Annotated in this window: 16 protein-coding genes; 1 reads left to right on the plus strand and 15 read right to left on the minus strand. The window is 71.7% G+C overall.

Going from position 1 to position 21,302, the window contains the following annotated elements:
* Nucleotides 1–26: 26 nt before the first annotated feature.
* The 3 genes from rplS to QYS60_RS10655 form a co-directional block, all read right to left on the minus strand.
* The gene (gene rplS, locus QYS60_RS10645) at nucleotides 27–368 is read right to left on the minus strand and encodes a 50S ribosomal protein L19 (protein WP_003939017.1); all 342 of its coding nucleotides are present in this window, start codon (nucleotides 366–368) and stop codon (nucleotides 27–29) included.
* Between the two features lie 85 nt (nucleotides 369–453).
* Entirely contained in the window at nucleotides 454–1,359 is a 906-nt protein-coding gene (locus tag QYS60_RS10650; protein WP_371383167.1) for a hypothetical protein, read from the minus strand.
* Nucleotides 1,360–1,506: 147 nt separating this feature from the next.
* Entirely contained in the window at nucleotides 1,507–3,852 is a 2,346-nt protein-coding gene (locus tag QYS60_RS10655; protein ID WP_371383097.1) for a Tex family protein, read from the minus strand.
* A 941-nt stretch (nucleotides 3,853–4,793) separates the two neighbouring features.
* Between QYS60_RS10655 and QYS60_RS10660 the strand changes: the two genes are divergently transcribed.
* Entirely contained in the window at nucleotides 4,794–5,750 is a 957-nt protein-coding gene (locus QYS60_RS10660; RefSeq protein WP_371383098.1) for a hypothetical protein, read from the plus strand.
* A 10-nt stretch (nucleotides 5,751–5,760) separates the two neighbouring features.
* Here the strand turns inward: QYS60_RS10660 and trmD are convergent, their stop codons facing one another.
* The 12 genes from trmD to smc all read right to left on the minus strand — a co-directional run bounded on the left by trmD (nucleotide 5,761) and on the right by smc (nucleotide 21,290).
* Nucleotides 5,761–6,462, minus strand: coding sequence for a tRNA (guanosine(37)-N1)-methyltransferase TrmD (trmD, locus tag QYS60_RS10665; protein WP_371383099.1), 702 nt, complete (start codon nucleotides 6,460–6,462; stop codon nucleotides 5,761–5,763).
* 6 nt (nucleotides 6,463–6,468) lie between these two features.
* A complete protein-coding gene (gene rimM / locus QYS60_RS10670) occupies nucleotides 6,469–7,026 on the minus strand; it encodes a ribosome maturation factor RimM (protein WP_054374001.1) in 558 nt (185 codons plus the stop codon).
* Nucleotides 7,027–7,036: 10 nt separating this feature from the next.
* Complete coding sequence (locus tag QYS60_RS10675) at nucleotides 7,037–7,279, minus strand: RNA-binding protein (RefSeq protein ID WP_003939023.1); 243 nt, start codon at nucleotides 7,277–7,279, stop codon at nucleotides 7,037–7,039.
* Entirely contained in the window at nucleotides 7,279–7,719 is a 441-nt protein-coding gene (gene rpsP, locus QYS60_RS10680) for a 30S ribosomal protein S16 (protein ID WP_371383100.1), read from the minus strand. The genes QYS60_RS10675 and rpsP overlap by 1 nt, the downstream gene beginning before the upstream one ends.
* A 176-nt stretch (nucleotides 7,720–7,895) precedes the next feature.
* Nucleotides 7,896–8,642 (minus strand): lysostaphin resistance A-like protein, encoded by a 747-nt coding sequence (locus QYS60_RS10685; protein ID WP_371383101.1) that lies wholly within the window; start codon nucleotides 8,640–8,642, stop codon nucleotides 7,896–7,898.
* Nucleotides 8,639–9,733, minus strand: a complete 1,095-nt coding sequence (locus QYS60_RS10690; protein ID WP_371383102.1) for an amidohydrolase family protein — start codon at nucleotides 9,731–9,733, stop codon at nucleotides 8,639–8,641. The genes QYS60_RS10685 and QYS60_RS10690 overlap by 4 nt, the downstream gene beginning before the upstream one ends.
* A 6-nt stretch (nucleotides 9,734–9,739) precedes the next feature.
* The gene (gene ffh / locus QYS60_RS10695; protein WP_371383103.1) at nucleotides 9,740–11,320 is read right to left on the minus strand and encodes a signal recognition particle protein; all 1,581 of its coding nucleotides are present in this window, start codon (nucleotides 11,318–11,320) and stop codon (nucleotides 9,740–9,742) included.
* A gap of 102 nt (nucleotides 11,321–11,422) precedes the next feature.
* The gene (locus QYS60_RS10700) at nucleotides 11,423–13,936 is read right to left on the minus strand and encodes a [protein-PII] uridylyltransferase (protein ID WP_371383104.1); all 2,514 of its coding nucleotides are present in this window, start codon (nucleotides 13,934–13,936) and stop codon (nucleotides 11,423–11,425) included.
* Complete coding sequence (locus tag QYS60_RS10705; RefSeq protein WP_003939029.1) at nucleotides 13,926–14,264, minus strand: P-II family nitrogen regulator; 339 nt, start codon at nucleotides 14,262–14,264, stop codon at nucleotides 13,926–13,928. The genes QYS60_RS10700 and QYS60_RS10705 overlap by 11 nt, the downstream gene beginning before the upstream one ends.
* Nucleotides 14,265–14,307: 43 nt before the next feature.
* Nucleotides 14,308–15,615, minus strand: a complete 1,308-nt coding sequence (locus QYS60_RS10710; protein ID WP_003939030.1) for an ammonium transporter — start codon at nucleotides 15,613–15,615, stop codon at nucleotides 14,308–14,310.
* 465 nt (nucleotides 15,616–16,080) lie between these two features.
* On the minus strand, nucleotides 16,081–17,658 hold the full coding sequence (gene ftsY, locus QYS60_RS10715; protein WP_371383105.1) for a signal recognition particle-docking protein FtsY: 1,578 nt from the start codon (nucleotides 17,656–17,658) through the stop codon (nucleotides 16,081–16,083).
* A complete protein-coding gene (smc, locus tag QYS60_RS10720) occupies nucleotides 17,655–21,290 on the minus strand; it encodes a chromosome segregation protein SMC (RefSeq protein ID WP_371383106.1) in 3,636 nt (1,211 codons plus the stop codon). Before smc ends, ftsY begins: the two co-directional genes overlap by 4 nt.
* Between the last annotated feature and the right edge of the window lie 12 nt (nucleotides 21,291–21,302).

Genomic DNA, 21,302 nt, shown 5'->3' on the forward strand with positions numbered 1-21,302 from the left:
GGGGCCTGACGGTCAGCGCGTGACGATCAGCGCTTTTCCTTGATCTTGGCGGCCTTGCCGCGCAGCTCGCGCAGGTAGTACAGCTTGGCGCGGCGCACGTCACCGCGGGTGACGACCTCGATCTTGGCGAGGTTGGGGCTGTGCACCGGGAAGGTCCGCTCGACGCCGACACCGAACGAGACCTTGCGCACGGTGAAGGTCTCGCGGATGCCACCGTTCTGGCGACGGATCACGACGCCCTTGAAGACCTGCACGCGCTCCTTCGAGCCCTCGATGACCTTCACGTGCACGTTCAGGGTGTCGCCGGCACGGAAGTCCGGAATGTCGTCGCGCAGGGACTTGGCGTCCAGGAAGTCCAGGGTGTTCATCGGTTGTCATCCTCGCTTGTTCGCATGAGCAGAGGAACCGAGCGGCATCCACCGGAAGGCGGTACTCGACTGGTTCGTGCCCAGGTCAGGTATGCGTGCCCGAGCCGGGCAACCCGTCAATTGTGCCAGACGGTGCCGGGGTGGCGGAAATCGGCGGGGGTGCGGCGTGCACGGTGCGGGCCAGTTCGGCTTCGGCGGCGACGCGGGAATGCTGGACGGCTCCCTGCACGGTGTTCATCGTGGGTTTGCCCGCGACCAGGTCCTGCACGAAGATCTTCGCCCGGATCACCGGGCGTCGGTAGCGCCGCTCGCGTTCGATCGCGCGACGCATCTTGCGGGTCTTGCCGGTGTAGCGCCAGCGGGCCCAGGGTGCGCCGGGCCGCGACAGGCGCACCGCCCCGACCAGCAGCAGAGGGAAGACGAACAGACCGATCAGGCCCGTCCAGATCTTGCCCTTGGCCAGCACGACCGCCGCGAGGGCCAGATTGCCGAGGGCGGAGACGGCGATCAGGGTGCGGGTCACCCACGACGGGTCCTCCCGGAAATTGGTGACGTCGGCGAATTCGAGGGGCTGCAGGCCGAGCAGCACCAGGCCGGTGACGGCGATCGCGACGAAGACCGCATCGACCGAGACGCGCCCCTCCTGCTCCCAGTACACGTCGTTGAGGTAGAAGATCAGGGCGAACTCGTCGAGCACGAGCGCGGTGCCGATGCCGAAGAGCGCGGCCAGAGCCGCCCCGGTGGTCTGCGTGCCGTCCTCGTAGACGGCGATGAGGGATCCGCCCGCGACCACCATGGTGACGACGCCGAACACCACGTGGTGCACGTGGTGGCCGCCGGGGGTGACGTTGCCGGGCCACCAGCGTACCTGGGCGCGGATCATGCGGACGCTGAACCGGATGAACAGGAACGCGAGGAGGAAGCCGAGCAGGAAGAACAGCAGGGGCAGGCGCCCGCGGTCGACGATCTCGCGTTGCAGCCACTCGGTCACGGCCGTCACGGCGCCATCGCCCTCGGGACTCCGCCGGCGGGGCGGGGCGGGTCCTTCGGCGCGCGGCCGGTCGTCACCGTGGGCTGCATGCTCCCGAGGATGTCAGGAACCGGGCCGCGCCGGTAGTCGGCGCGGCCCGGGCGGCATCTACTTGCCGAATCCGGCGCGCCGCAACGCGTCCGCCATCGAACCGGCGGCCGGCGGAGCATCCTGGCGACGGCCGCCGCGGCGAGCACCATGCCCCTGTCCGTCCTGACGCCTGCCCTGCTGCCGGCCGCCCGGCCGACGTCCGCCCCGGTCCTGCGGACCGCGCGGGTCGTCGCCGGACGGGGCCCCGGAGGCCGGGATCTCGTCGTCGAGGCGCAGCGTCAGGCCGATCCGCTGCCGCGGCACGTCCACGTCGAGCACCTTGACCTTGACCACCTCGCCGGACTTGACGACGTCGCGCGGATCCTTGACGAAGCTGCGGGACATCGCGGACACGTGCACGAGACCGTCCTGGTGCACCCCGACGTCGACGAACGCGCCGAACGCCGCGACGTTGGTGACCACGCCCTCGAGCACCATGCCGGGTTTCAGGTCGGCGACCTTCTCGACGCCGGCGGCGAACGTCGCGGTCTTGAACTCCGGGCGCGGGTCGCGGCCCGGCTTCTCGAGTTCGGCGATGATGTCGGTGACCGTGGGCAGGCCGAAGCGGTCGTCGACGAATTCCTCCGGGCGCAGGCGCCGCAGCACCGCGGTGTTGCCGACCAGTTCGCGCACGTCGCTGCCGGTGCGTTCGACGATGCGCCGCACGACCGGATACGCCTCCGGGTGCACACTCGACGCGTCGAGCGGATCGTCGCCGTTCGGGATGCGAAGGAAGCCGGCACACTGCTCGAACGCCTTCGGGCCGAGGCGCGGCACCGCGGTGAGGTCCCTGCGGCTGCGGAACGGTCCGTTCCCGTCGCGGTGCGCGACGATGCTCTCGGCGAGGGACGACGCGATACCCGACACCCGGGCCAGGAGCGGCACCGATGCGGTGTTGACGTCCACGCCGACGGCGTTGACCGCGTCCTCGACGACCGTGCCGAGGGAGCGGGCGAGCAGCGTCTCGGACACGTCGTGCTGGTACTGGCCGACACCGATGGACTTGGGGTCGATCTTGACGAGCTCGGCGAGCGGGTCCTGCAGGCGCCGGGCGATGGACACGGCACCGCGGATCGACACGTCGAGGTCCGGCAGTTCCTTCGACGCGTACGCCGACGCCGAGTACACGGACGCGCCGGCCTCGGACACCACGATCTTGGTGAGGTTCGTGGCGCCGGATTTCGCGATCAGTTCGGTGGCGAGGGCATCGGTCTCGCGGGAGGCGGTGCCGTTGCCGATCGCGATCAGTTCCACACCGTGCTGCGCGACGAGCCGTGCCAGGGTGGCCAGGGCCTGCTCGCGCTTGTTGTGCGGCTGGTGCGGGTAGATCGTGTCGTGCGCGACGACCTTGCCGGTGGCGTCGACGACGGCGACCTTGGTGCCGGTGCGGAAGCCGGGGTCGAGTCCCATCGTCGGCCGGGTGCCGGCGGGGGCGGCGAGCAGCAGGTCGCGCAGATTCGCGGCGAACACGTCGACGGCGTCCTTCTCGGCGGACTGCCGCAGCCGCATGCGGATGTCGAGGGCGAGGGAGACGAGCAGTTTGGTGCGCCACGCCCAGCGGACGGTGTCGAGCAGCCACTTGTCGGCGGCCCGGCCCTCGTCGGCGATGCCGAAGCGGGCGGCGATGCGGCCTTCGTAGTAGGTGCGCTGCCCGGGCTCGGGTTCCTCGGAGTCCGGTTCGAGCGACAGGCTCAGCACCTCCTCCTTCTCGCCGCGCAACGCCGCCAGGATGCGATGCGAGGGCAGGTCGGGGAACGGCTCGGAGAACTCGAAGTAGTCGGCGAACTTGGCGCCCTCGGTTTCCTTGCCGGGACGGACGGTGGACTTCAGCTGGCCGCGGGTCCACATCGCCTCACGCAGCTCGCCCACCAGGTCGGCGTCCTCGGCGAAGCGTTCGACGAGGATGGCGCGGGCGCCGTCGAGCTGTTCGGCGCTGTACTGCGTGGGATCGGTGGCGGGGTCGCCGAGGAGGGCGTCGGCGACGGGCTCGTGGCCGGCCTCCCGCGCGATCTGCGCCTTGGTACGGCGCTTCGGCTTGAACGGCAGGTAGATGTCCTCGAGCCGGGCCTTGGTGTCGGCGAGCAGGATCTGCGTGCGCAGCTCGTCGTCGAGCTTGCCCTGGGATTCGACGGACTCGAGCACCGCCGTGCGGCGCTCGTCGAGTTCACGCAGGTATCGCAGACGTTCCTCGAGCTGCCGGAGCTGGGCGTCGTCGAGCCCGCCGGTGACCTCCTTGCGGTAGCGGGCGATGAACGGCACCGTCGCGCCGCCGTCGAGCAGGTCGACCGCCGCAGCGACCTGACCTTCCCGGACGTCGAGTTCCTCGGCGATGCGCTGATTCACGGTCTTGAGAGCGGTCGTCACAGCGGTCGACCCTACCGCTATCCTTCCTCCGCCCTCGGTGACGCGGACGGGCTCCGCCCTCGGTGACGCGGACGGGCTCCGCCCTCGGTGACGCGGACGGGCTCCGCCCTCGGTGACGCGGACGGGCTCCGCCCTCGGTGACGCGGACGGGCTCCGCCCTCGGTGACGCGGACGGGCTCCGCCCTCGGTGACGCGGACGGGCTCCGCCCTCGGTGACGCGGACGGGCTCCGCCCTCGGTGACGCGGACGGGCTCCGCCCTCGGTGACGCGGACGGGCTCCGCCCTCGGTGACGCGGACGGGCTCCGCCCTCGGTGACGCGGACGGGCTCCGCCCTCGGTGACGCGGACGGGCTCCGCCCTCGGTGACGCGGACGGGCTCCGCCCTCGGTGACGCGGACGGGCTCCGCCCTCGGTGACGCGGACGGGCTCCGCCCTCGGTGACGCGGACGGGCTCCGCCCTCGGTGACGCGGACGGGCTCCGCCCTCGGTGACGCGGACGGGCTCCGCCCTCGGTGACGCGGACGGGCTCCGCCCTCGGTGACGCGGACGGGCTCCGCCCTCGGTGACGCGGACGGGCTCCGCCCTCGGTGACGCGGACGGGCTCCGCCCTCGGTGACGCGGACGGGCTCCGCCCTCGGTGACGCGGACGGGCTCCGCCCTCGGTGACGCGGACGGGCTCCGCCCTCGGTGACGCGGACGGGCTCCGCCCTCGGTGACGCGGACGGGCTCCGCCCTCGGTGACGCGGACGGGCTCCGCCCTCGGTGACGCGGACGGGCTCCGCCCTCGGTGACGCGGACGGGCTCCGCCCTCGGTGACGCGGACGGGCTCCGCCCTCGGTGACGCGGACGGGCTCCGCCCTCGGTGACGCGGACGGGTGTGCCCGTCTCCTCGACGGTGGGACGAGTACGTCGGACAATCGAGAGCAGGAGGGTGGGCAGGCATGTCCCGGGTGCGCGGCGGACGCTGGGCGATGCTGGCGCTGTCGTTGCTGACGGCAGCGACGGTGGGGGCGTGCGGTCCGGAACCGGTCATGTCGCCGGTCGCTCTGCCGTCCGCCGCCGCCGAGTCCCCCGGTCCGCTCGAACCACTCGGGTCGCTGGCCGACCGGATGACGGCGGCGGCGGCGACCGCGGCCGGTCGCGGCGCGGACGTCACGATCGCCGCGCTCGACCGGCGGACCGGGCTCCGGGTCGTCGGTGGCGTCGACGCACCCGTCGAGACCGCGTCGGTGGCCAAGCTGTTCATCGCCGACGACCTGCTGTACCGGGCGGCGACGGGCGAATTGCCGCTCGGCGGCAGCGACTACGACCGGATCGCCGCGATGCTCGAGTCGTCGGACGACTCCGCGGCCAACGACCTGTGGTTCCGGCACGGCGACTCGGAGATCGTCGAGCGCACCGCCGCCCGGCACGCGCTCACCGGTACCGTCGCGCCGGCGGACGGGCTGTGGTGGAACACCGTCACCACCGCGTCGGACCTGCTCACCTGGTACGCGGATCTTCTCGACGGCACGGGCGGGCTCGACGAGTGGGGCCGCGCGACGATCGTGGGGCACCTGCGTGCCGCCGGTCCCGTCGGCGCCGACGGGTACGACCAGCGATTCGGGTTGCCGGACGGGCTGAGCGACACCACCGGGCTCGGCGTCAAGCAGGGCTGGATGTGCTGCCTGGACGGGCGCTGGATCCATCTGTCCACGGGGTTCGTCGGGGAGGACGAGCGGTACGTGCTGGTGGTGCTCTCCCGCGAACTCGTGCACTACGACGTGGACGACGACCGGTGGACCGACCTGCCGGACACGGCGCTGTTCGATGTGACCGGGGATGCGAGCGCGCAGCACGCGCGCGAGACGGTCACCGAGGTGGTCCGCACGGTGTTCGGCAGCGCCGGGACGCACTGAGCGCGGTCGGTCAGTCGGCGAGCAGGTCGGGTCGGCGTTCGCGGGTGCGTTCGAGCGCCTGTTCCCGGCGCCACGCGGCCACCTTGGCGTGGTCCCCGGACAGCAGCACCGGCGGCACGTCGAGGCCGCGCCAGCTGACGGGGCGGGTGTAGCTGGGACCCTCGAGCAGACCGTCGGAGAACGAGTCCTCCTGGTGGGACTGCTGATTGCCGAGGACGCCGGGCAGCAGCCGCACGACGGCCTCGGTCATGACGAGGACGGCGACCTCGCCGCCGATGAGGACGTAGTCGCCGATGCTGACCTCTTCGACGCGTACCCGGCGCGCGGCGTCGTCGAAGACGCGCTGGTCGATGCCTTCGTAGCGGCCGCAGGCGAACACGATGCGCTTCTCGCCGGCCCAGCGCTGCGCGGTGGCCTGGTCGAACGGCGCACCGGCCGGGGTGGGGACGACGAGCAGCACGTCCGGGTCGGGTTCACCGTCGGGTCCGGCGAGCACGTCGTCGAGGGCGGGCCCCCACACCGTGGGTTTCATGACCATGCCCGGTCCCCCGCCGTACGGCGCGTCGTCGACGGCCTTGTGCACGTCGTGGGTCCAGTCCCGCAGATTGTGGATCCCGACGGAGACGAGCCCCTTGTCGATGGCCTTGCCGAGCAGCGCGACACGCAGCGGCTCGAGGTATTCGGGGAAGATGGTGACGACGTCGAAACGCACGGGAGGTTATGTCTCCGAGCCGAAGTCGGGGTCGAGCAGACCCTCGGGCGGATCGATCTCGATGACACCGTCCGCGAGCGAGACCGTCGGGACGATCGCGGTGACGAACGGGATCAGCAGTTCGCGCTGTTCGTCGCCGGCCGGCCGGACGGAGAGCAGTTCGCCGGCGGCGGTGTGCAGCACCTCGCGGACGGTGCCGATCTCGGTGCCGGCGTCGGGCCGGCCCGCGACGATGCGTACGGACAGTCCCTCGAGTTCGTGGTCGTAGAACTCGTCCGGATCGTCGGACGGCGGCAGATCGGCGCTGTCGACGACGAACAGGGTGCCGCGCAGGGCGTCGGCGGCGCTGCGGTCGGTGACGCCCCGCAGGCGCAGCAGAAGCCGCCCGGAGTGTTCCCGGGCGGCTTCCACCGTGTACGTCTGCAGGGTCTGCTCGCGGGGCTTGCGGCCGTGCAGCACCGCGCCGACGGCGAAGCGCTCCTCGGGTTCGTCGGTGCGAACCTCGACGACCACCTCACCCTTGATGCCGTGCGACTTGGCGACACGGCCCACCACGAGCTCCACCGCGGTGCGCCTACTGGTCGGTGTCGACGACGTCGACACGGATCCCGCGGCCTCCGATGCCGGAGACGAGGGTCCGCAGGGCGGTCGCGGTGCGGCCACCGCGACCGATGACCTTGCCGAGATCGTCGGGGTGCACGTGCACCTCGACGGTGCGCCCCCGACGGCCCGTGATCAGCTCGACGCGCACGTCGTCGGGGTTGGCGACGATCCCACGGACGAGATGCTCGACGGCATCGGCGACAACGGCGCTCATTACTCGGCAGCCTCGGTGGACTCGGAGGACTCCTCCGCGGCGTCTTCCTTGGCGGCCTTCTTCTTCTTGGGCGTGATGGCCTCGGCAGCCGGCTCGTTCTCGGCCTGCGCGAGGGCAGCCTGGAACAGCTCGAGCTTGGACGGCTTGGGCTCGGCCGTGCGCAGGGTGCCCTCGGTGCCGGGCAGGCCCTTGAACTTCTGCCAGTCGCCGGTGATCTTGAGGAGGTTCTCGACCGGCTCGGTCGGCTGCGCACCGACGCCGAGCCAGTACTGCGCCCGCTCCGAGTCGATCTCGATCAGCGAGGGCTCTTCCTTCGGGTGGTACTTGCCGATGGTCTCGATGGCGCGGCCGTTGCGGCGGGTGCGCGAGTCGGCAACCACGATGCGGTACTGCGGGTTGCGGATCTTGCCGAGACGGGTGAGCTTGATCTTGACAGCCACTGCTGCGAATCTCCTTCGGCGCATGCGAAATACGCCTGTCACGTGCAATTCGGACGACGCGCCCTTCTGGCACGCCCGGTTTTGCCTCTATCCTGTGACCGCCGCGCGGTACGTAACCGGATGCGACGACAGCGGACCATTCTGCCAGATCCGCCCGGTGGGACGAAAACGACAGGTCAGAGCAGCAGCAGCAGGCCCAACGCGGGCAGGGTGTTGTTGAGCGAATGCGCCACCCAGGACGAGAACACCGACCGGCCGCGCAGCCGCGCGAACCCCATCGCCGCGCCGCCCCACAGCAGCACCGGCAGCCGCCACCATTCCTGATGCCACATGGCGAACACGACCGTGGTGATCGTCAGGACGCCGATCGGGCGTCCCCACCACCGGTCGGGCCGGCGTTCGAGCGCCCCCCACAGCATGCCGCGGAACATCAGTTCCTCGCCGAGGGGAGCGCCGAACCACACCCAGGCCACGAGCAGCAGTTTCCATCCCACGGGCAACCCGACCAGCGCCGTGAACGGGGAATCGGCCGCGTCGATTCCCAGGGCGACGACGAGGATCGCTGCCAGGATCAACGCGCCGAGCAGCGCGATCCCCCCGCCGAGCAGGCCGATCCCGAGCTGGTCGCGGAACTCGGGCCACGACCGCGGCAGTCCGAAGTCGGCGACGGGCCCGCACCCACGCCACACGCTGAACGCGAGGGCCGCCGCTCCGGCGAGCAGGGTGGGGGCCATGATGGCGAGCACGTACGTCTCGGCGACGAAGCCCTCCCCGGCCAGGACCGGTCCCAGCGTGAACCCGACGAGGTTGACGGCCAGCACCATCAGCGCGGCGGGAATGCCCCACCGGTGCGCGGGCCGGGACGGGGCGGGCCGTGCGGGAGCCGCAGCGGTGTCCGGGTCGGGTGGTTCGGGGGCGGTCATGCGCAGGCGGCACGACGGGTGACGACGGCACCCCGGAGCATCACCAGATCGGGCCGGGCCAGCACGTCCGGGCCGCTACGCGGGTCCTGTGCGTACACCGTGAGGTCCGCCGACGTGCCCAGCTGGAGGCTCGGGTACCCCAGCCAGGTGCGGGCCGCCCAGCTGGCGGCGCCGAGCGCCTCGGTCGGGGTCAGCCCCGCCTTCCCGAGGGCGGCGACCTCGTCGGCGATGCGACCGTGCCGCACCGAGCCGCCGGCGTCGGTGCCGGCGTAGATCGGGATTCCGGCGTCGCGGGCGGCGGCGACGGTGTCCGCGACGCGGGCGTGCAGGTCCCGCATGTGCGCCGCATAGACCGGGAAGCGGGTGGCCGAGTCGGCGATCTCCGGGAAGTTGTCGATGTTGACCAGCGTCGGCACGAGGGCGGTGCCCTGCGCGGCCATGGCGGCGATGGTGTCGTCGGTCAGTCCCGTGCCGTGTTCGACACAGTCGATCCCGGCGGCGAGCAGGCCGGGCAGTGCGTCCTCCCCGAACACGTGCGCGGTCACGCGCGCCCCCTCCCGGTGGGCCGCGGCGATCGCCTCGACGAGGATCTCGTCCGACCACAGCGGGGCGAGATCGCCGGTGTCGCGGTCGATCCAGTCACCGACGAGCTTGACCCAGCCGTCACCGGCACGGGCCTGCCGTACCACTTCGGCCGGCAGTTGCGATTCGTCTTCGAGGTCGACGGGCAGGCCGCGGATGTAGCGCTTGGGCGCGGCGATGTGCCGTCCCGCGCGCACGATCCGCGGCAGGTCGGCCCGCTCGTCGAGATGCCGGGTGTCGACCGGCGATCCCGCGTCGCGCAGCAACAGCACCCCGGCGTCACGTTCGGTGACGGCCTGCGCGACCAGTCCGTCCGCGTCCTCCGCGCCGCCACCGAAGCGGATCCCGACGTGGCAGTGGGCGTCGACGAGACCGGGCAGGATCCAGCCGTCGGCGGCGAGCAGTTCGGCCCCGGGGATCGGCTCGGCGGCGAACGTGCCGTCGTCGTCGATCCACAGCTCGATCGGTTCGCCGTCCGGCAGGGACCGTCCGCGCAGGGTGAACGCCACGGCGGTCTACTTCTTCGGCAACTTCAGCTGCGAGAGGTCGAAGTTCTCGAGACCGGGCGGCAGCTCGTCGAGGCCCTTCGGCATCTTCGACAGATCCGGGAACCCGGCGGGCATGCCCCCCATGCCGGGCATGCCGGCGGGCATGCCGCCGGGGAACCCGCCCTTGATCTTCGGCGGGGTCGGCCCGCGGCCGCCCTTCTTGCCCTTCTTGCCCTTCTTCGCGCGCTGCGGCTTGCGGGATCCGGGCATTCCCATCCGCCCGGCCATCGCGGCCATCATCTTGCGGGCTTCGAAGAACCGGTCGACGAGCTGGTTGACGTCGGAGACCTTGACGCCGGAGCCGTTGGCGATGCGCAGCCGCCGGGAGGCGTTGATGATCTTCGGGTTGGCACGTTCCGCCGGGGTCATGCCGCGGATGATCGCCTGGATGCGGTCGAGCTGCTTCTCGTCGACGTTCGCGAGAGCATCCTTCATCTGGCCCGCACCCGGCAGCATGCCGAGCAGGTTCGCGATCGGACCCATCTTCCGCACGGCCATCATCTGGTCGAGGAAGTCCTCGAGGGTGAGCTCACCGGAACCGATCTTCGCGGCGGTGGCCTCGGCCTGCTGCGCGTCGAAGACCTGCTCGGCCTGCTCGATGAGGGTGAGCACGTCGCCCATGCCGAGGATGCGGCTGGCCATGCGCTCGGGGTGGAAGACGTCGAAATCCTCGAGCTTCTCACCGGTCGACGCGAACAGGATCGGCTGGCCGGTCAGCTCGCGGACGCTGAGGGCGGCACCGCCGCGGGCGTCGCCGTCGAGCTTGGTGAGCACCACGCCGGTGAAGCCCACGCCGGCGCGGAACGCCTCGGCGGTGCTCACGGCGTCCTGGCCGATCATGGCATCGAGCACGAACAGCGTCTCGTCGGGCTGCACGGCGTCGCGGATGCCGGCGGCCTGGGCCATCAGCTCCTCGTCGATGCCGAGGCGGCCGGCGGTGTCGACGACGACGACGTCGTAGTGCTTGGCGCGGGCCTCCGCGACGCCGTCGCGGGCGACGTGCACCGGGTCGGCGGCGGTGATGCCGAGCGGGTTCTCGCCTCCGCCGATCGAGGTGCCGGGGTGCGGGGCGAACACCGTCGCGCCGGCGCGCTCGCCGACGATCTGCAGCTGGGTGACCGCACCGGGTCGCTGCAGGTCACAGGCGACGAGCAGCGGGGTGTGCCCTTGGTCCTTGAGCCACTTGGCGAGCTTGCCGGCGAGGGTGGTCTTACCGGAACCCTGCAGACCGGCGAGCATGATCACCGTGGGCGGGGTCTTGGCGAACTGCAGCCGGCGGGTCTCACCGCCGAGGATCCCGACGAGTTCCTCGTTGACGATCTTGACGACCTGTTGGGCAGGGTTGAGCGCGCCGTGCACCTCGGCGCCCTTGGCGCGTTCCTTGATCTTGGCGATGAACGAGCGCACCACGGGCAGTGCGACGTCGGCCTCGAGCAGCGCCAGGCGGATCTCCCGGGCGGTCGCGTCGATGTCGGCGTCGGAGAGGCGCCCCTTGCCGCGCAGGTCCTTGAGGGCTCCGGTCAACCTGTCGGAAAGGGATTCGAACACCGAATGCGCTCCTGGGTCTGGCGAAGATGCGGACAGTTCTGCGTTCCAGGGTAGCCGTTCGCGGCACGAGTTCTCGCACGTGCACGAGCGCCCGTCCCGTACTCAGCCGTTGTCCTCGGGTTTCTTCGGTTCCGGCGCAGGCACCACGGCCAGCACGGCCCGCTCGATCCGCTCCCGGTTCTCCCGGGTGTCGGAGCCTGCGAAATCGATGCAGAACGAGTCCACGACGGTGCGTCCGAGGGTGGCGACCCGGGCCCAGCGCACGTCGGCACCGCACCGTTCGAACGCGTCCGCGAGCCGGCACAGCATGCCGAGCCGGTCCTCGGCGCGCAGTTCGAGGATCGCCTGCCCCTGCTCCGGAGCGTCGATCCAGATCAGGTGCGGAGGTGCCTGCGCGTAGGTGCCCGGCACGGCCCGCTCCGGTCGTTCGGGCAGCTGCGCCTCGCGGGCGGCCTGCTCCTTCGCGTCGAGTGCGGCGAGCAGATCCAGGTCCCCGGACCGGGCCCGGACGAGTTCCTGCCGCAGCAGGCCCGCCACCGGTGGCGACCCGAACAGCGGGGCGACGGCGAAGCTGTTGACCGCGCTGCCGGCGTGGCTGCCCACCGAGGCGGACAGCACGCGCAGGCCGTGCAGCGCCAGCACTCCGGCGGCGTCGGACAGCAGACCCGGCTCGTCGGGCGCGACGACCGTCACGGTGTAGGCGTGCGGGTTCTCGCCGGGTTGCAGGTCGACGTGGGTACCGCCCTGTTCCGCCCGCTCGGCGAGCTGCGGATCGATCGGGTCGGGGTGCGGCAGCTCCTCCCCCGCCATCACCAGCCGGCAGCGCCGGACCAGTTCCCGGATGAGCGCCGCCTTCCAGTCACCCCATACCCCCGGCCCCGTCGCGAGCGAGTCCGCCTCGGCGAGGGCGTGCAGCAGCTCGAGCAGCACCGGGTCGCCGTCGATGGCCTCGACGACGGACTCCACCGTGGCGGGGTCGTCGAGATCGCGGCGGGTCGCGGTCTGCGGAAGCAGCAGATGGTGACGGACCATCGCGGACAGCACGGCGACGTCGGAGGGCCACAGCCCCATCCGGCGTCCGATCCGCGTGGCGAGTTCGGCTCCGACGACGCTGTGGTCGCCGCCGCGGCCCTTGCCGATGTCGTGCAGCAACGCCCCGAGCACCAGCAGATCGGGGCGTGCGACGCGGGTGGTCAGGCCGCCGGCCTGCACCGCGGTCTCCACCAGGTGCCGGTCCACCGTCCAGATGTGCACGGCGTCGCGCGGGGGCAGATCGCGCACCGCTCCCCACTCGGGCAGCAACCGGCCCCACAGTCCCGTCCGGTCGAGCGCCTCGATGGGGTCGATCGCGCGGGTGCCCGAACCGAGCAGCACGAGCAGGTCGTTCAGTGCGGTGCGCGGCCACGGTTCGCGCAGTTCCGGGGCGTTGTCGGCCAGCCGGCCGAGAGTGGACGCGGAGATCGGGAGATCGTGCTGCGCCGCCGCCGCCGCGACCCGCGTGATCAGACCGGGGTCCTTGCGGGGATTCGCGTCGCGGGCCAGTGCCACCTCCCCACCGTGCTCCACGACGCCCTCGTCGAGGGGACGGCGGACGGGGACGCGCCGCAACCGGGACAGGCCCTTGCGGGGCAGCGCGTTCCCGGCCGTGCGTACCCCGACCTCCACCGAGTAGCTCACGGTCCGCGCGGCCTCGGTGAGCACGCGTGCCAGGTCGAACCGGTCGCCGATACGCAGGGCGGCGGCGATCTCGTCCGCGTCCTGGGCGCGGAGCTGGTCCCGGGGCCGGCCGGCGACGCGGTGCAGCTCGGTGCGCACGTCGAGCAGGCGGCGGTGCGCCGCCGCGAGCCCGCCGCCGGGAACGTCGGGTCCGAGACCCGGCATGCCGTCGGTGAGCTGCGCGACGGACAGGGCGTTGAGCAGTTGCACGTCCCGCAGCCCGCCGCGGCCGCTCTTGAGGTCGGGTTCGGCCCGGTGCGCGATCTGCCCGCTACGCTCCCACCGGGCCTCGGTCAGCGCGATGAGTTCGTCGAACCGGTTGCGGATGCCGGTGCGCCACTGCCGCCGCACGCCGCCGATCAGCAGGTTGCTCAGTTCGGGGTCGCCGGCGATGTGACGAGCTTCGAGCATGCCGAGCGCGGCGGTCAGGTCGGAAGCGGCCACCTGCAGTGCCTGCGGGACGGTCCGGACGCTGTGGTCGAGCTTGATGTGGGCATCCCAGAGGGGGTACCACAACCGATCGGCGATCCGGGACACGACCGCGGGATCCATGTCGTCGTGCAGGAGGACCAGGTCCAGGTCGGAGCAGGGCAGCATCTCGCGGCGGCCGAGGCCGCCGACGGCGACGACGGCGAAGCCGCAGTCGGATTGGATGCCGAGTTCGGCGCCCTTGGTGACGAGCCAGAACTCGTGGAGGTCGACGAGGGCGTGACGCAGGGCCGGGGCGTCGAGCCGGCGATGGCGGACACCACCGGAGAGCAGCTGGGTTCGGGCCAGGGCGAGGTCGGTGGCGGCGGTACCGGTTCCGGTCGGCCCCGCAGACACCGGCGGCCCCGATCCCGCTGCGGAGGCAGCGGGACCAGGGCCGCGAGTTCCGGACCCGTTGGGGTCAGAGTGCATCGGTACCTCGTTCGCCGGTGCGCACCCGGACCACCGTTTCGACCGGGGTGACCCATACCTTGCCGTCGCCGATCTTGCCGGTGCGGGATGCCTCGACGATGGTCTCGACGACCTTGTCGACGGTGGCGTCGTCGACGACGACCTCGACGCGGACCTTGGGGACGAAGTCGACGGAGTACTCGGCTCCGCGGTAGACCTCGGTGTGGCCCTTCTGGCGACCGTATCCCTGCACCTCGCTGACGGTCATGCCGAGCACACCCGCCTGCTCGAGGCCTGCCTTGACGTCCTCGAGGGTGAACGGCTTGACAATTGCCGTGATCAGCTTCATATCCTCATCCCTTCCCAGTCTCCAGTGCCCTGCTGTCTTCTTATCACTTGAGGGCGGCCGCGAAGTCGTATGCCGACTCCGCATGCTCGGCCTCGTCGATGCCGCGTGCCTCTTCCTCCTCCGACACCCGCCAGCCGAGCGGCTTGAGCGCGAAGGCGACGATCGCGGTGACGATGCCGGTGTAGACCAGGGCAAATACTGCGATGACGATCTGGATCACGAGCTGCTTGTAGTCGCCGCCGTAGAACAGGCCCGTCTCGGTGCCGAGGAAACCGATCGCGACGGTGCCCCACAGGCCCGCGACGAGGTGCACACCGACGACGTCGAGCGAGTCGTCGTACCCGAACCGGTACTTCAGGCCGACCGCCAGGGCGGACAGGACGCCGGCGGTCGCTCCGAGCACGATGGACCCCACCGGGCTGAGCGCACCGGCGGCCGGGGTGATGGCGACCAGGCCGGCGACCGCACCAGAGGCGGCACCCAGGCTGGTGCCCTTGCCGTCGCGGATGCGTTCGGCGAGAAGCCAGCCGAGGATCGCGGCGGCGGCGGCCGTGGTGGTGTTGACCCAGGCCAGGCCGGCCACACCGTCGGCGGCGAACGCGGAACCGGCGTTGAACCCGAACCACCCGAACCAGAGCAGTGCCGCGCCGAGCATGACGAACGGCAGGTTGTGCGGACGGAAGGCGGTGCGGCCGAACCCGGTGCGCTTGCCGATGATCAGCGCCAGGACGAACGCGGCGATGCCGGCGTTGATGTGCACGACGGTGCCACCGGCGAAGTCGATGGGCGCGACGGTCGCGACGAGCCCGCCTTCACCGTCGTCGGAGGTGCCGAAGATCTTGGCGGCGATGCTGTCCGCGGAGCCGGAGAGCAGGCCACCGCCCCACACCATGTGGGCGAGGGGGAAGTACGCGACGGTGACCCAGACGCCGGCGAAGACCAGCCAGGTGCCGAACTTCACGCGCTCGGCCAGGGCACCGCTGATCAGGGCGGTGGTGACGACCGCGAACGTGACCTGGAAGCCGATGTCGATGATCTGCGGATAGTCGCCGAGACCGGGCAGGAACTCACCGGCGTCGTCGTAGATGGCGCCCTGCAGACCGAACATCTGGAACGGGTTGGCGAAGATGCCCCCGATGTCCTCGGTGCCGTAGGACATCGACCAACCCCACAGGACGTAGATCACCGCGATGACCGCCATCGCCCCGAAGGACATCATCATCATGTTCAGGACGGCCTTCGTGCGCGACATGCCACCGTAGAAGAACGCCAGACCGGGCGTCATCAACAGCACCAGGGACGCCGATATCAGCATCCATGCCGCGTCGCCGGTGTTCACCACTTCCTCCACTTGCAACCTCCCTGTTGGCCGCGCCGGTCAGCGCGTCGTCGAGAGAAGAATGCTGTGGTGATGTTTCGGTGGGAGCGCCGCGCTGTTTCAGCGCAGTGAACGCAAATCGGACATGTGTTTCGTTCCTGTTTCGTCGCGCGCGCCGGCGCACGCCGTGGGCCGGCCCACGAGTGCTGCGGGAGTGCTCGCGGGAAACAACGACTGCGGATCGACGCGGAACTCGGGCCGAACGGATCCGGCGGGACCGGGTGGCCAGCGCGGCGAACTCCCGCAGGAGCTTCTCGTCGCTGCTTCCCCGTCGCCACCCGCGCCCGCGGGATCCGTCCGGCACCTGTTTCTACCGAACCCGAGTGGCGCATGGGAACCGAGTGACAATTTGTTATCTTTCCGTGACAAAAATCGGCCACCCGGTCGGAGGCCGGGTGGCCGGTTTCGGTCGCGAGGTGGCGGTGAGGTGCGGGAGCGTCAGCCCAGCAGGGCGTCGACGAACGCGCCCGGCTCGAACGGCGCGAGATCGTCCGCGCCCTCCCCGAGGCCGACGAGCTTCACCGGGACCCCGAGTTCGTGCTGAACCTGGAACACGATTCCGCCCTTGGCGGTGCCGTCCAGCTTGGTCAACACCACACCGGTGATGTCGACGACCTCGGCGAACACACGTGCCTGCATCAGGCCGTTCTGCCCGATCGTCGCGTCGAGCACCAGCAGGACCTCGTCGACCGCGGCCTTCTTCTCCACGACCCTCTTGACCTTGCCGAGCTCGTCCATCAGACCGGTCTTGGTGTGCAGGCGGCCGGCGGTGTCGACGAGCACGGCGTCCACGCCCTGATCGGTGCCCCGGGCGACGGCGTCGAAGGCGATCGCGGCCGGGTCGGCCCCCTCCTTGCCGCGCACGACCTCGGCCCCGACCCGCTCGGCCCACGTCTGCAACTGGTCGGCGGCGGCCGCGCGGAAGGTGTCGGCGGCGCCCAGCAGGACGCGGCGGCCGTCGGCGACGAGGACCCGGGCGAGCTTGCCGGTGGTGGTGGTCTTCCCGGTGCCGTTGACCCCGACGACCAGCAGCACCGCCGGGTGATCCTGGTGCGGCAGGGCCCGGATCGACCGATCCAGTTCCGGGTGCAGCGCCTCGACCAGCACGTCCCGCAGGACGGCTCTGGCCTCGGCCTCGGTGCGCACGCTGCGGGCGGCCATCTGCACGCGCAGCCGCTCGACGATCTGCGTGGTGGTCGCGGCGCCGAGGTCGGCGATCAGCAGGGTGTCCTCGATCTCCTCCCACGAGTCCTCGTCGAGGTCGCCACCGCCGAGCAGACCGAGCAGGCTCTTGCCGACGGCCGACTGCGACCGGGCGAGACGACCCCGCAGACGGTCGAGCCGGCCCTCGGTCGGGGCGATCTCCTCGATCGGGGGCACCTGCGGGACCGGCGCTGGTTCGACGGTCGGCGGGGCGACCACCTCGGGTTCGGCGGCCGGCGGGGCGACCACCTCGGGTTCGGCGGCGGGCGCCGGCGCGGCCTCCTCGACCGGTGCGGCTTCCTCGACCGGTGCGGCTTCCTCGACCGGCGGGACGACCTCGGACGGTGCCGGCGCGGTCTGCGGCTCGACGCCCGGCACGGGCTCGACCCGGGGAGTCGGTTCGACGGTGGGCGCGGCGCCGGTTTCGGGAGCCTGCTCGGGTTCGATCGTCGGTGCCGGAGCCTCCGACACCTCCTCCGGGAGGGGCACGACCTTCGGTTCCGGTATCACCGTCGATTCCGGAGCGACCGGCGGTTTGGGGGACGCCGGCGGTTCCGGGACCACCGGAGGTGCCGGGGCCGGCCGCTCGACCGGCTGCGGGGGCGCCGCCGCGGTCGCACCCTGACTGAAGCTGAATCCACCCGCGGCCTTGTAGCCGCCGGATCGGTCCTTCTGCTCGGTGGTTTCGAGCTGCGGCGTCTGCCGCGCCGTCAGCGACACCTGCCGTCTCCGGTACAGCGTCAAGCCGACGACGAGCGCGACGAGGAGGACGGCAAGCGCCGCCGCGATGGCTATCCAGGCTCCGGTACTCACGCCCCCATACTGTCAGGCGCCGCGGAGGCGTTCAGCTCTGGGCGAGAAAGATCCTGACCGCGCATCCGCTGGGAGATGACGCGGGTGATGCCGTCACCGCGCATGCTGACTCCGTACAGGGCGTCGGCGATCTCCATCGTCGGCTTCTGGTGGGTGATGACGATGAGCTGGGACTTCTCCCGCAGTTGCTCGAACAATCCGATCAACCGGCGCAGGTTCGTGTCGTCGAGGGCGGCCTCCACCTCGTCCATCACGTAGAACGGCGAGGGCCGGGCCCGGAAGATCGCCACGAGCATCGCCACCGCGGTCAGCGACTTCTCGCCCCCGGAGAGCAGCGACAGGCGCTTGACCTTCTTGCCCGGTGGCCGGGCCTCCACCTCGATCCCGGTGGTGAGCATGTCCGACGGATCCGTCAGCACGAGGCGGCCTTCGCCGCCGGGGAAGAGCTTGGCGAAGACCTGCTCGAACTCGCGCTCGACGTCCGCATACGCCTCGGTGAACACCTGCAGGATGCGGGCGTCGACATCGGCGACCACGCCGAGCAGGTCCTTGCGGGCGTTCTTGACGTCCTCGAGCTGTGTGGCGAGAAAGTTGTACCGCTCCTCGAGGGCGGCGAACTCCTCGAGGGCCAACGGGTTGACCTTGCCGAGGGTCGTCAGGTCCTTCTCCGCGCGCTTGGCGCGTCGCTCCTGGGTGGCACGGTCGTACGGCAGCGGCTGCGGCGCGACGACCTGCTCGCCGCGCTCGCGCGCCTGCTCGTACTCGGCGATCTCGAGTTCGCTGGGCGGCAGCGGCACGTCGGGGCCGTACTCGGCGACCAGGTCGTCGGGCGCAACGGCGAACTGCTCGACGACGGCCTGCTCGAGCTGTTCGATCCGCAGTGCCGCCTGCGCGCGGGCGACCTCGTCCCGGTGCACGGCGTCGGTGAGCTGCTCCCGCTGCGCACCGAGGTCGCGTACCCGTTCCTTGACCCGGTCGAGTTGTTCGGCGCGCTCGGCGCGCTGACGGGTCAGCTCGTCGCGGTGGTCCGACGCGGCGGCGATCACCTCGTCCAGGTGGGCGGCGACCCGGGCCCCGGACTCGGCCACCGCCGCGGCGACGGTCGCGGCCTGCTTGCGGGCCCGCTGCGCCCGCTCCGCCCGCGCCCGCGCCTCCCGTTCGGCCTGGGCGGCGCGGCGCAGCGAGTCCGCCTTGCCACGCAACGCCTGGGCGCGTTCCTCCGCGGTGCGGGCCGCAAGCCTCGCCTCCATCTCCACCGCGCGGACCTCGGCGAGGGCGGCCGCAGCGACCTCCCGGTCGACGGCCGTCGCGTCCGTGCCCGGGTCGGCGCCGTCGTCGCTCTGCTCCTGTTCGGCCAGCCGCAGCCGCTCCTCGAGTTCGACGACCTCGCGGCGGGCCGTGTCCCGTTCCGTCTCGGCGCGGGTGCGCTGCGCGGCGAGCCGCTCGGACTCGGCGTGGGCGGCGCGCGCGGCCTGCCCGAGCCGGCCGAGTTGCTCGTACACCGCGGACATCGCGGCGTCGGATTCGTTGAGGGCGGCGAGGGTCTGTTCGGCCACCTCGGCACGCGCCGCCTGCTCGGCCAGGGCGCCGGCGAGTGCCGCCGAGAGCTCCTCGGAACGCCGCACCGCACGGTCGAGGTCGGTGCGGGACGCGTCGATCGCGGCCTGCACCTCGAGCGTGCTCGGGGCACGCCCGGATCCGCCGACGACCCAGCCGGAGCCCGCGAGATCACCGCTGCGGGTCACGGCCCGCAGGTCGGGGCGCACGTGGCACAGTTCGAGCGCGGAGGGCAGGTCGTCCACGACGACGGTGCGCGCCAGCAGCGCGTCGAGTCCGCCGCGCAGTTCCGGGGGGCAGTCGATCACGTCCCGCACCCAGCGCGTCCCGTCCGGCAGTCCTGCCGGCTCGGCCGGCGCGGTGATGCCGCCGGCGACGAACGCGACCCGGCCCTGGTCGGCGTCCACCAGCGCGGCGACGGCCGCGGCGGCCGCCGGGACGGAGTCCGCGGCGAGCGCATCGGCGGCCGGGCCCATCGCCGCTGCGACGGCGACCTCGTATCCGGTCTCGATGCGGACGCGTTCCGCGAGGGGTCCCGCCAGTCCCAGGTCGGGGCGGTGCTCGAGGAGCCAGGCGGCGCCGTCCTTGCGTTCGAGGCCAATCGACAGTGCCTCGATGCGCGCCCCGAGGGAGGCGACCTCCTTGCCGGCCGCGCGCTCGGCGTCCTGCAGTTCCTTCACCCGCGCGTCGGCGAGCCGCAGCGCCTCGAGGGCGCGTTCGTGCTGGGCGTCGGCGTCGATCTCGCCGGCGTCGAGGTCGTCGATGCGGGCCTGGGCCGTCTCGAACTCGGCCTGGGCGGCGACACCCCGCAGCCGGGCCTCCTCGATGGCGACGGTCAGCCGGGTGACCTCGGCGTCGATGGACTCGGCACGCGTGCGCACGGTCTCGACCTGGCCGGCCAGGCGGGCGAGTCCCTCCCGCCGGTCGGCGACGGCCCGCACGGCCGCCAGGTGCGCCCGCTCGGCGGCCGCGGCGGCCTCCTCCTGGACGGCGAGCTGCTCCTTTGCGGCTTCGAGGGTGCCGTGGGCGATCTCGACGGCTTCGAGGAGTTCGGCCTCCTCTTGGGCGATCCGGTCGGCGCGAGCCTCCATCTCGTCCGGGTCCTGGCCGTCGCGGGTTGCCGGGGCGGTGTCGAGGTGGCGGGCGCGTTCCTGGGCGATGCGCACGGTGGCACCGAGGCGTTCGGCGAGCGCGGACAGGCGGAACCAGGTCTGCGACGCGGCCTCGGCGCCGGGGGTGAGCCGAGCGACCGCCTTCTCGTGGCGCGCGAGTTCGGCGCCGGCGTCGTCCAGTTCGGCGGCGACGTGGTCGAGTCGTTCGCGCAGGACGCGTTCCTGCTCGTCCTGATCGGCGAATTCGGCGCGCCGGGTCACGAGATCGTCGGCGGCGAGCCGGAGGCGGGCGTCGCGCAGGTCGGCCTGGATGGTCTGGGCGCGGCGCGCCACCTCGGCCTGACGGCCGAGCGGTTTGAGCTGGCGGCGCAGCTCGGCGGTGAGGTCGGTCAGGCGGGCGAGGTTGGCCTGCATCGCGTCGAGCTTGCGGACCGCCTTCTCCTTGCGTTTGCGATGCTTGAGGACTCCGGCCGCCTCCTCGATGAAGGCACGGCGGTCCTCCGGCCGGGACTCGAGGATGGCGGACAGGCGGCCCTGACCGACGATGACGTGCATCTCCCGGCCGATGCCGGAGTCGGACAGCAGTTCCTGCACGTCCATCAACCGGCACGAGTTCCCGTTGATCTCGTATTCCCCCGCGCCGTCGCGGAACATCCGCCGGGTGATGGACACCTCGGAGTACTCGATGGGCAGTGCGCCGTCCGAGTTGTCGATGGTGAGGGTGACCTCGGCCCGGCCCAGGGGTTGCCGGCCGGCGGTGCCGGCGAAGATGACGTCCTGCATCTTGCCGCCGCGCAGCGCCTTGGCGCCCTGCTCGCCCATCACCCAGGTGAGGGCGTCGACGACGTTGGACTTGCCGGAGCCGTTCGGCCCCACGACACACGTGATGCCAGGTTCGAACCGCAGAGTCGTCGCGGACGCGAAAGACTTGAAGCCTTTGAGCGTCAGACCCTTCAAATACATGTGCGAGAACCT

This window comes from Rhodococcus sp. GXMU-t2271 (assembly GCF_041414735.1).
In the GTDB taxonomy this organism is placed as follows: Bacteria; Actinomycetota; Actinomycetes; order Mycobacteriales; family Mycobacteriaceae; genus Rhodococcus; species Rhodococcus indonesiensis.

What these genes read in the sequence shown, in the direction of transcription:
- rplS (WP_003939017.1), bottom strand. Translation starts at nt 368, where the DNA reads ATGAACACCCTGGACTTCCTGGACGCCAAGTCCCTGCGCGACGACATT.
- QYS60_RS10660 (WP_371383098.1), top strand. Translation starts at nt 4,794, where the DNA reads ATGTCCCGGGTGCGCGGCGGACGCTGGGCGATGCTGGCGCTGTCGTTG.
- QYS60_RS10675 (WP_003939023.1), bottom strand. Translation starts at nt 7,279, where the DNA reads ATGAGCGCCGTTGTCGCCGATGCCGTCGAGCATCTCGTCCGTGGGATC.
- QYS60_RS10685 (WP_371383101.1), bottom strand. Translation starts at nt 8,642, where the DNA reads ATGACCGCCCCCGAACCACCCGACCCGGACACCGCTGCGGCTCCCGCA.
- QYS60_RS10700 (WP_371383104.1), bottom strand. Translation starts at nt 13,936, where the DNA reads ATGCACTCTGACCCCAACGGGTCCGGAACTCGCGGCCCTGGTCCCGCT.
- QYS60_RS10705 (WP_003939029.1), bottom strand. Translation starts at nt 14,264, where the DNA reads ATGAAGCTGATCACGGCAATTGTCAAGCCGTTCACCCTCGAGGACGTC.
- smc (WP_371383106.1), bottom strand. Translation starts at nt 21,290, where the DNA reads ATGTATTTGAAGGGTCTGACGCTCAAAGGCTTCAAGTCTTTCGCGTCC.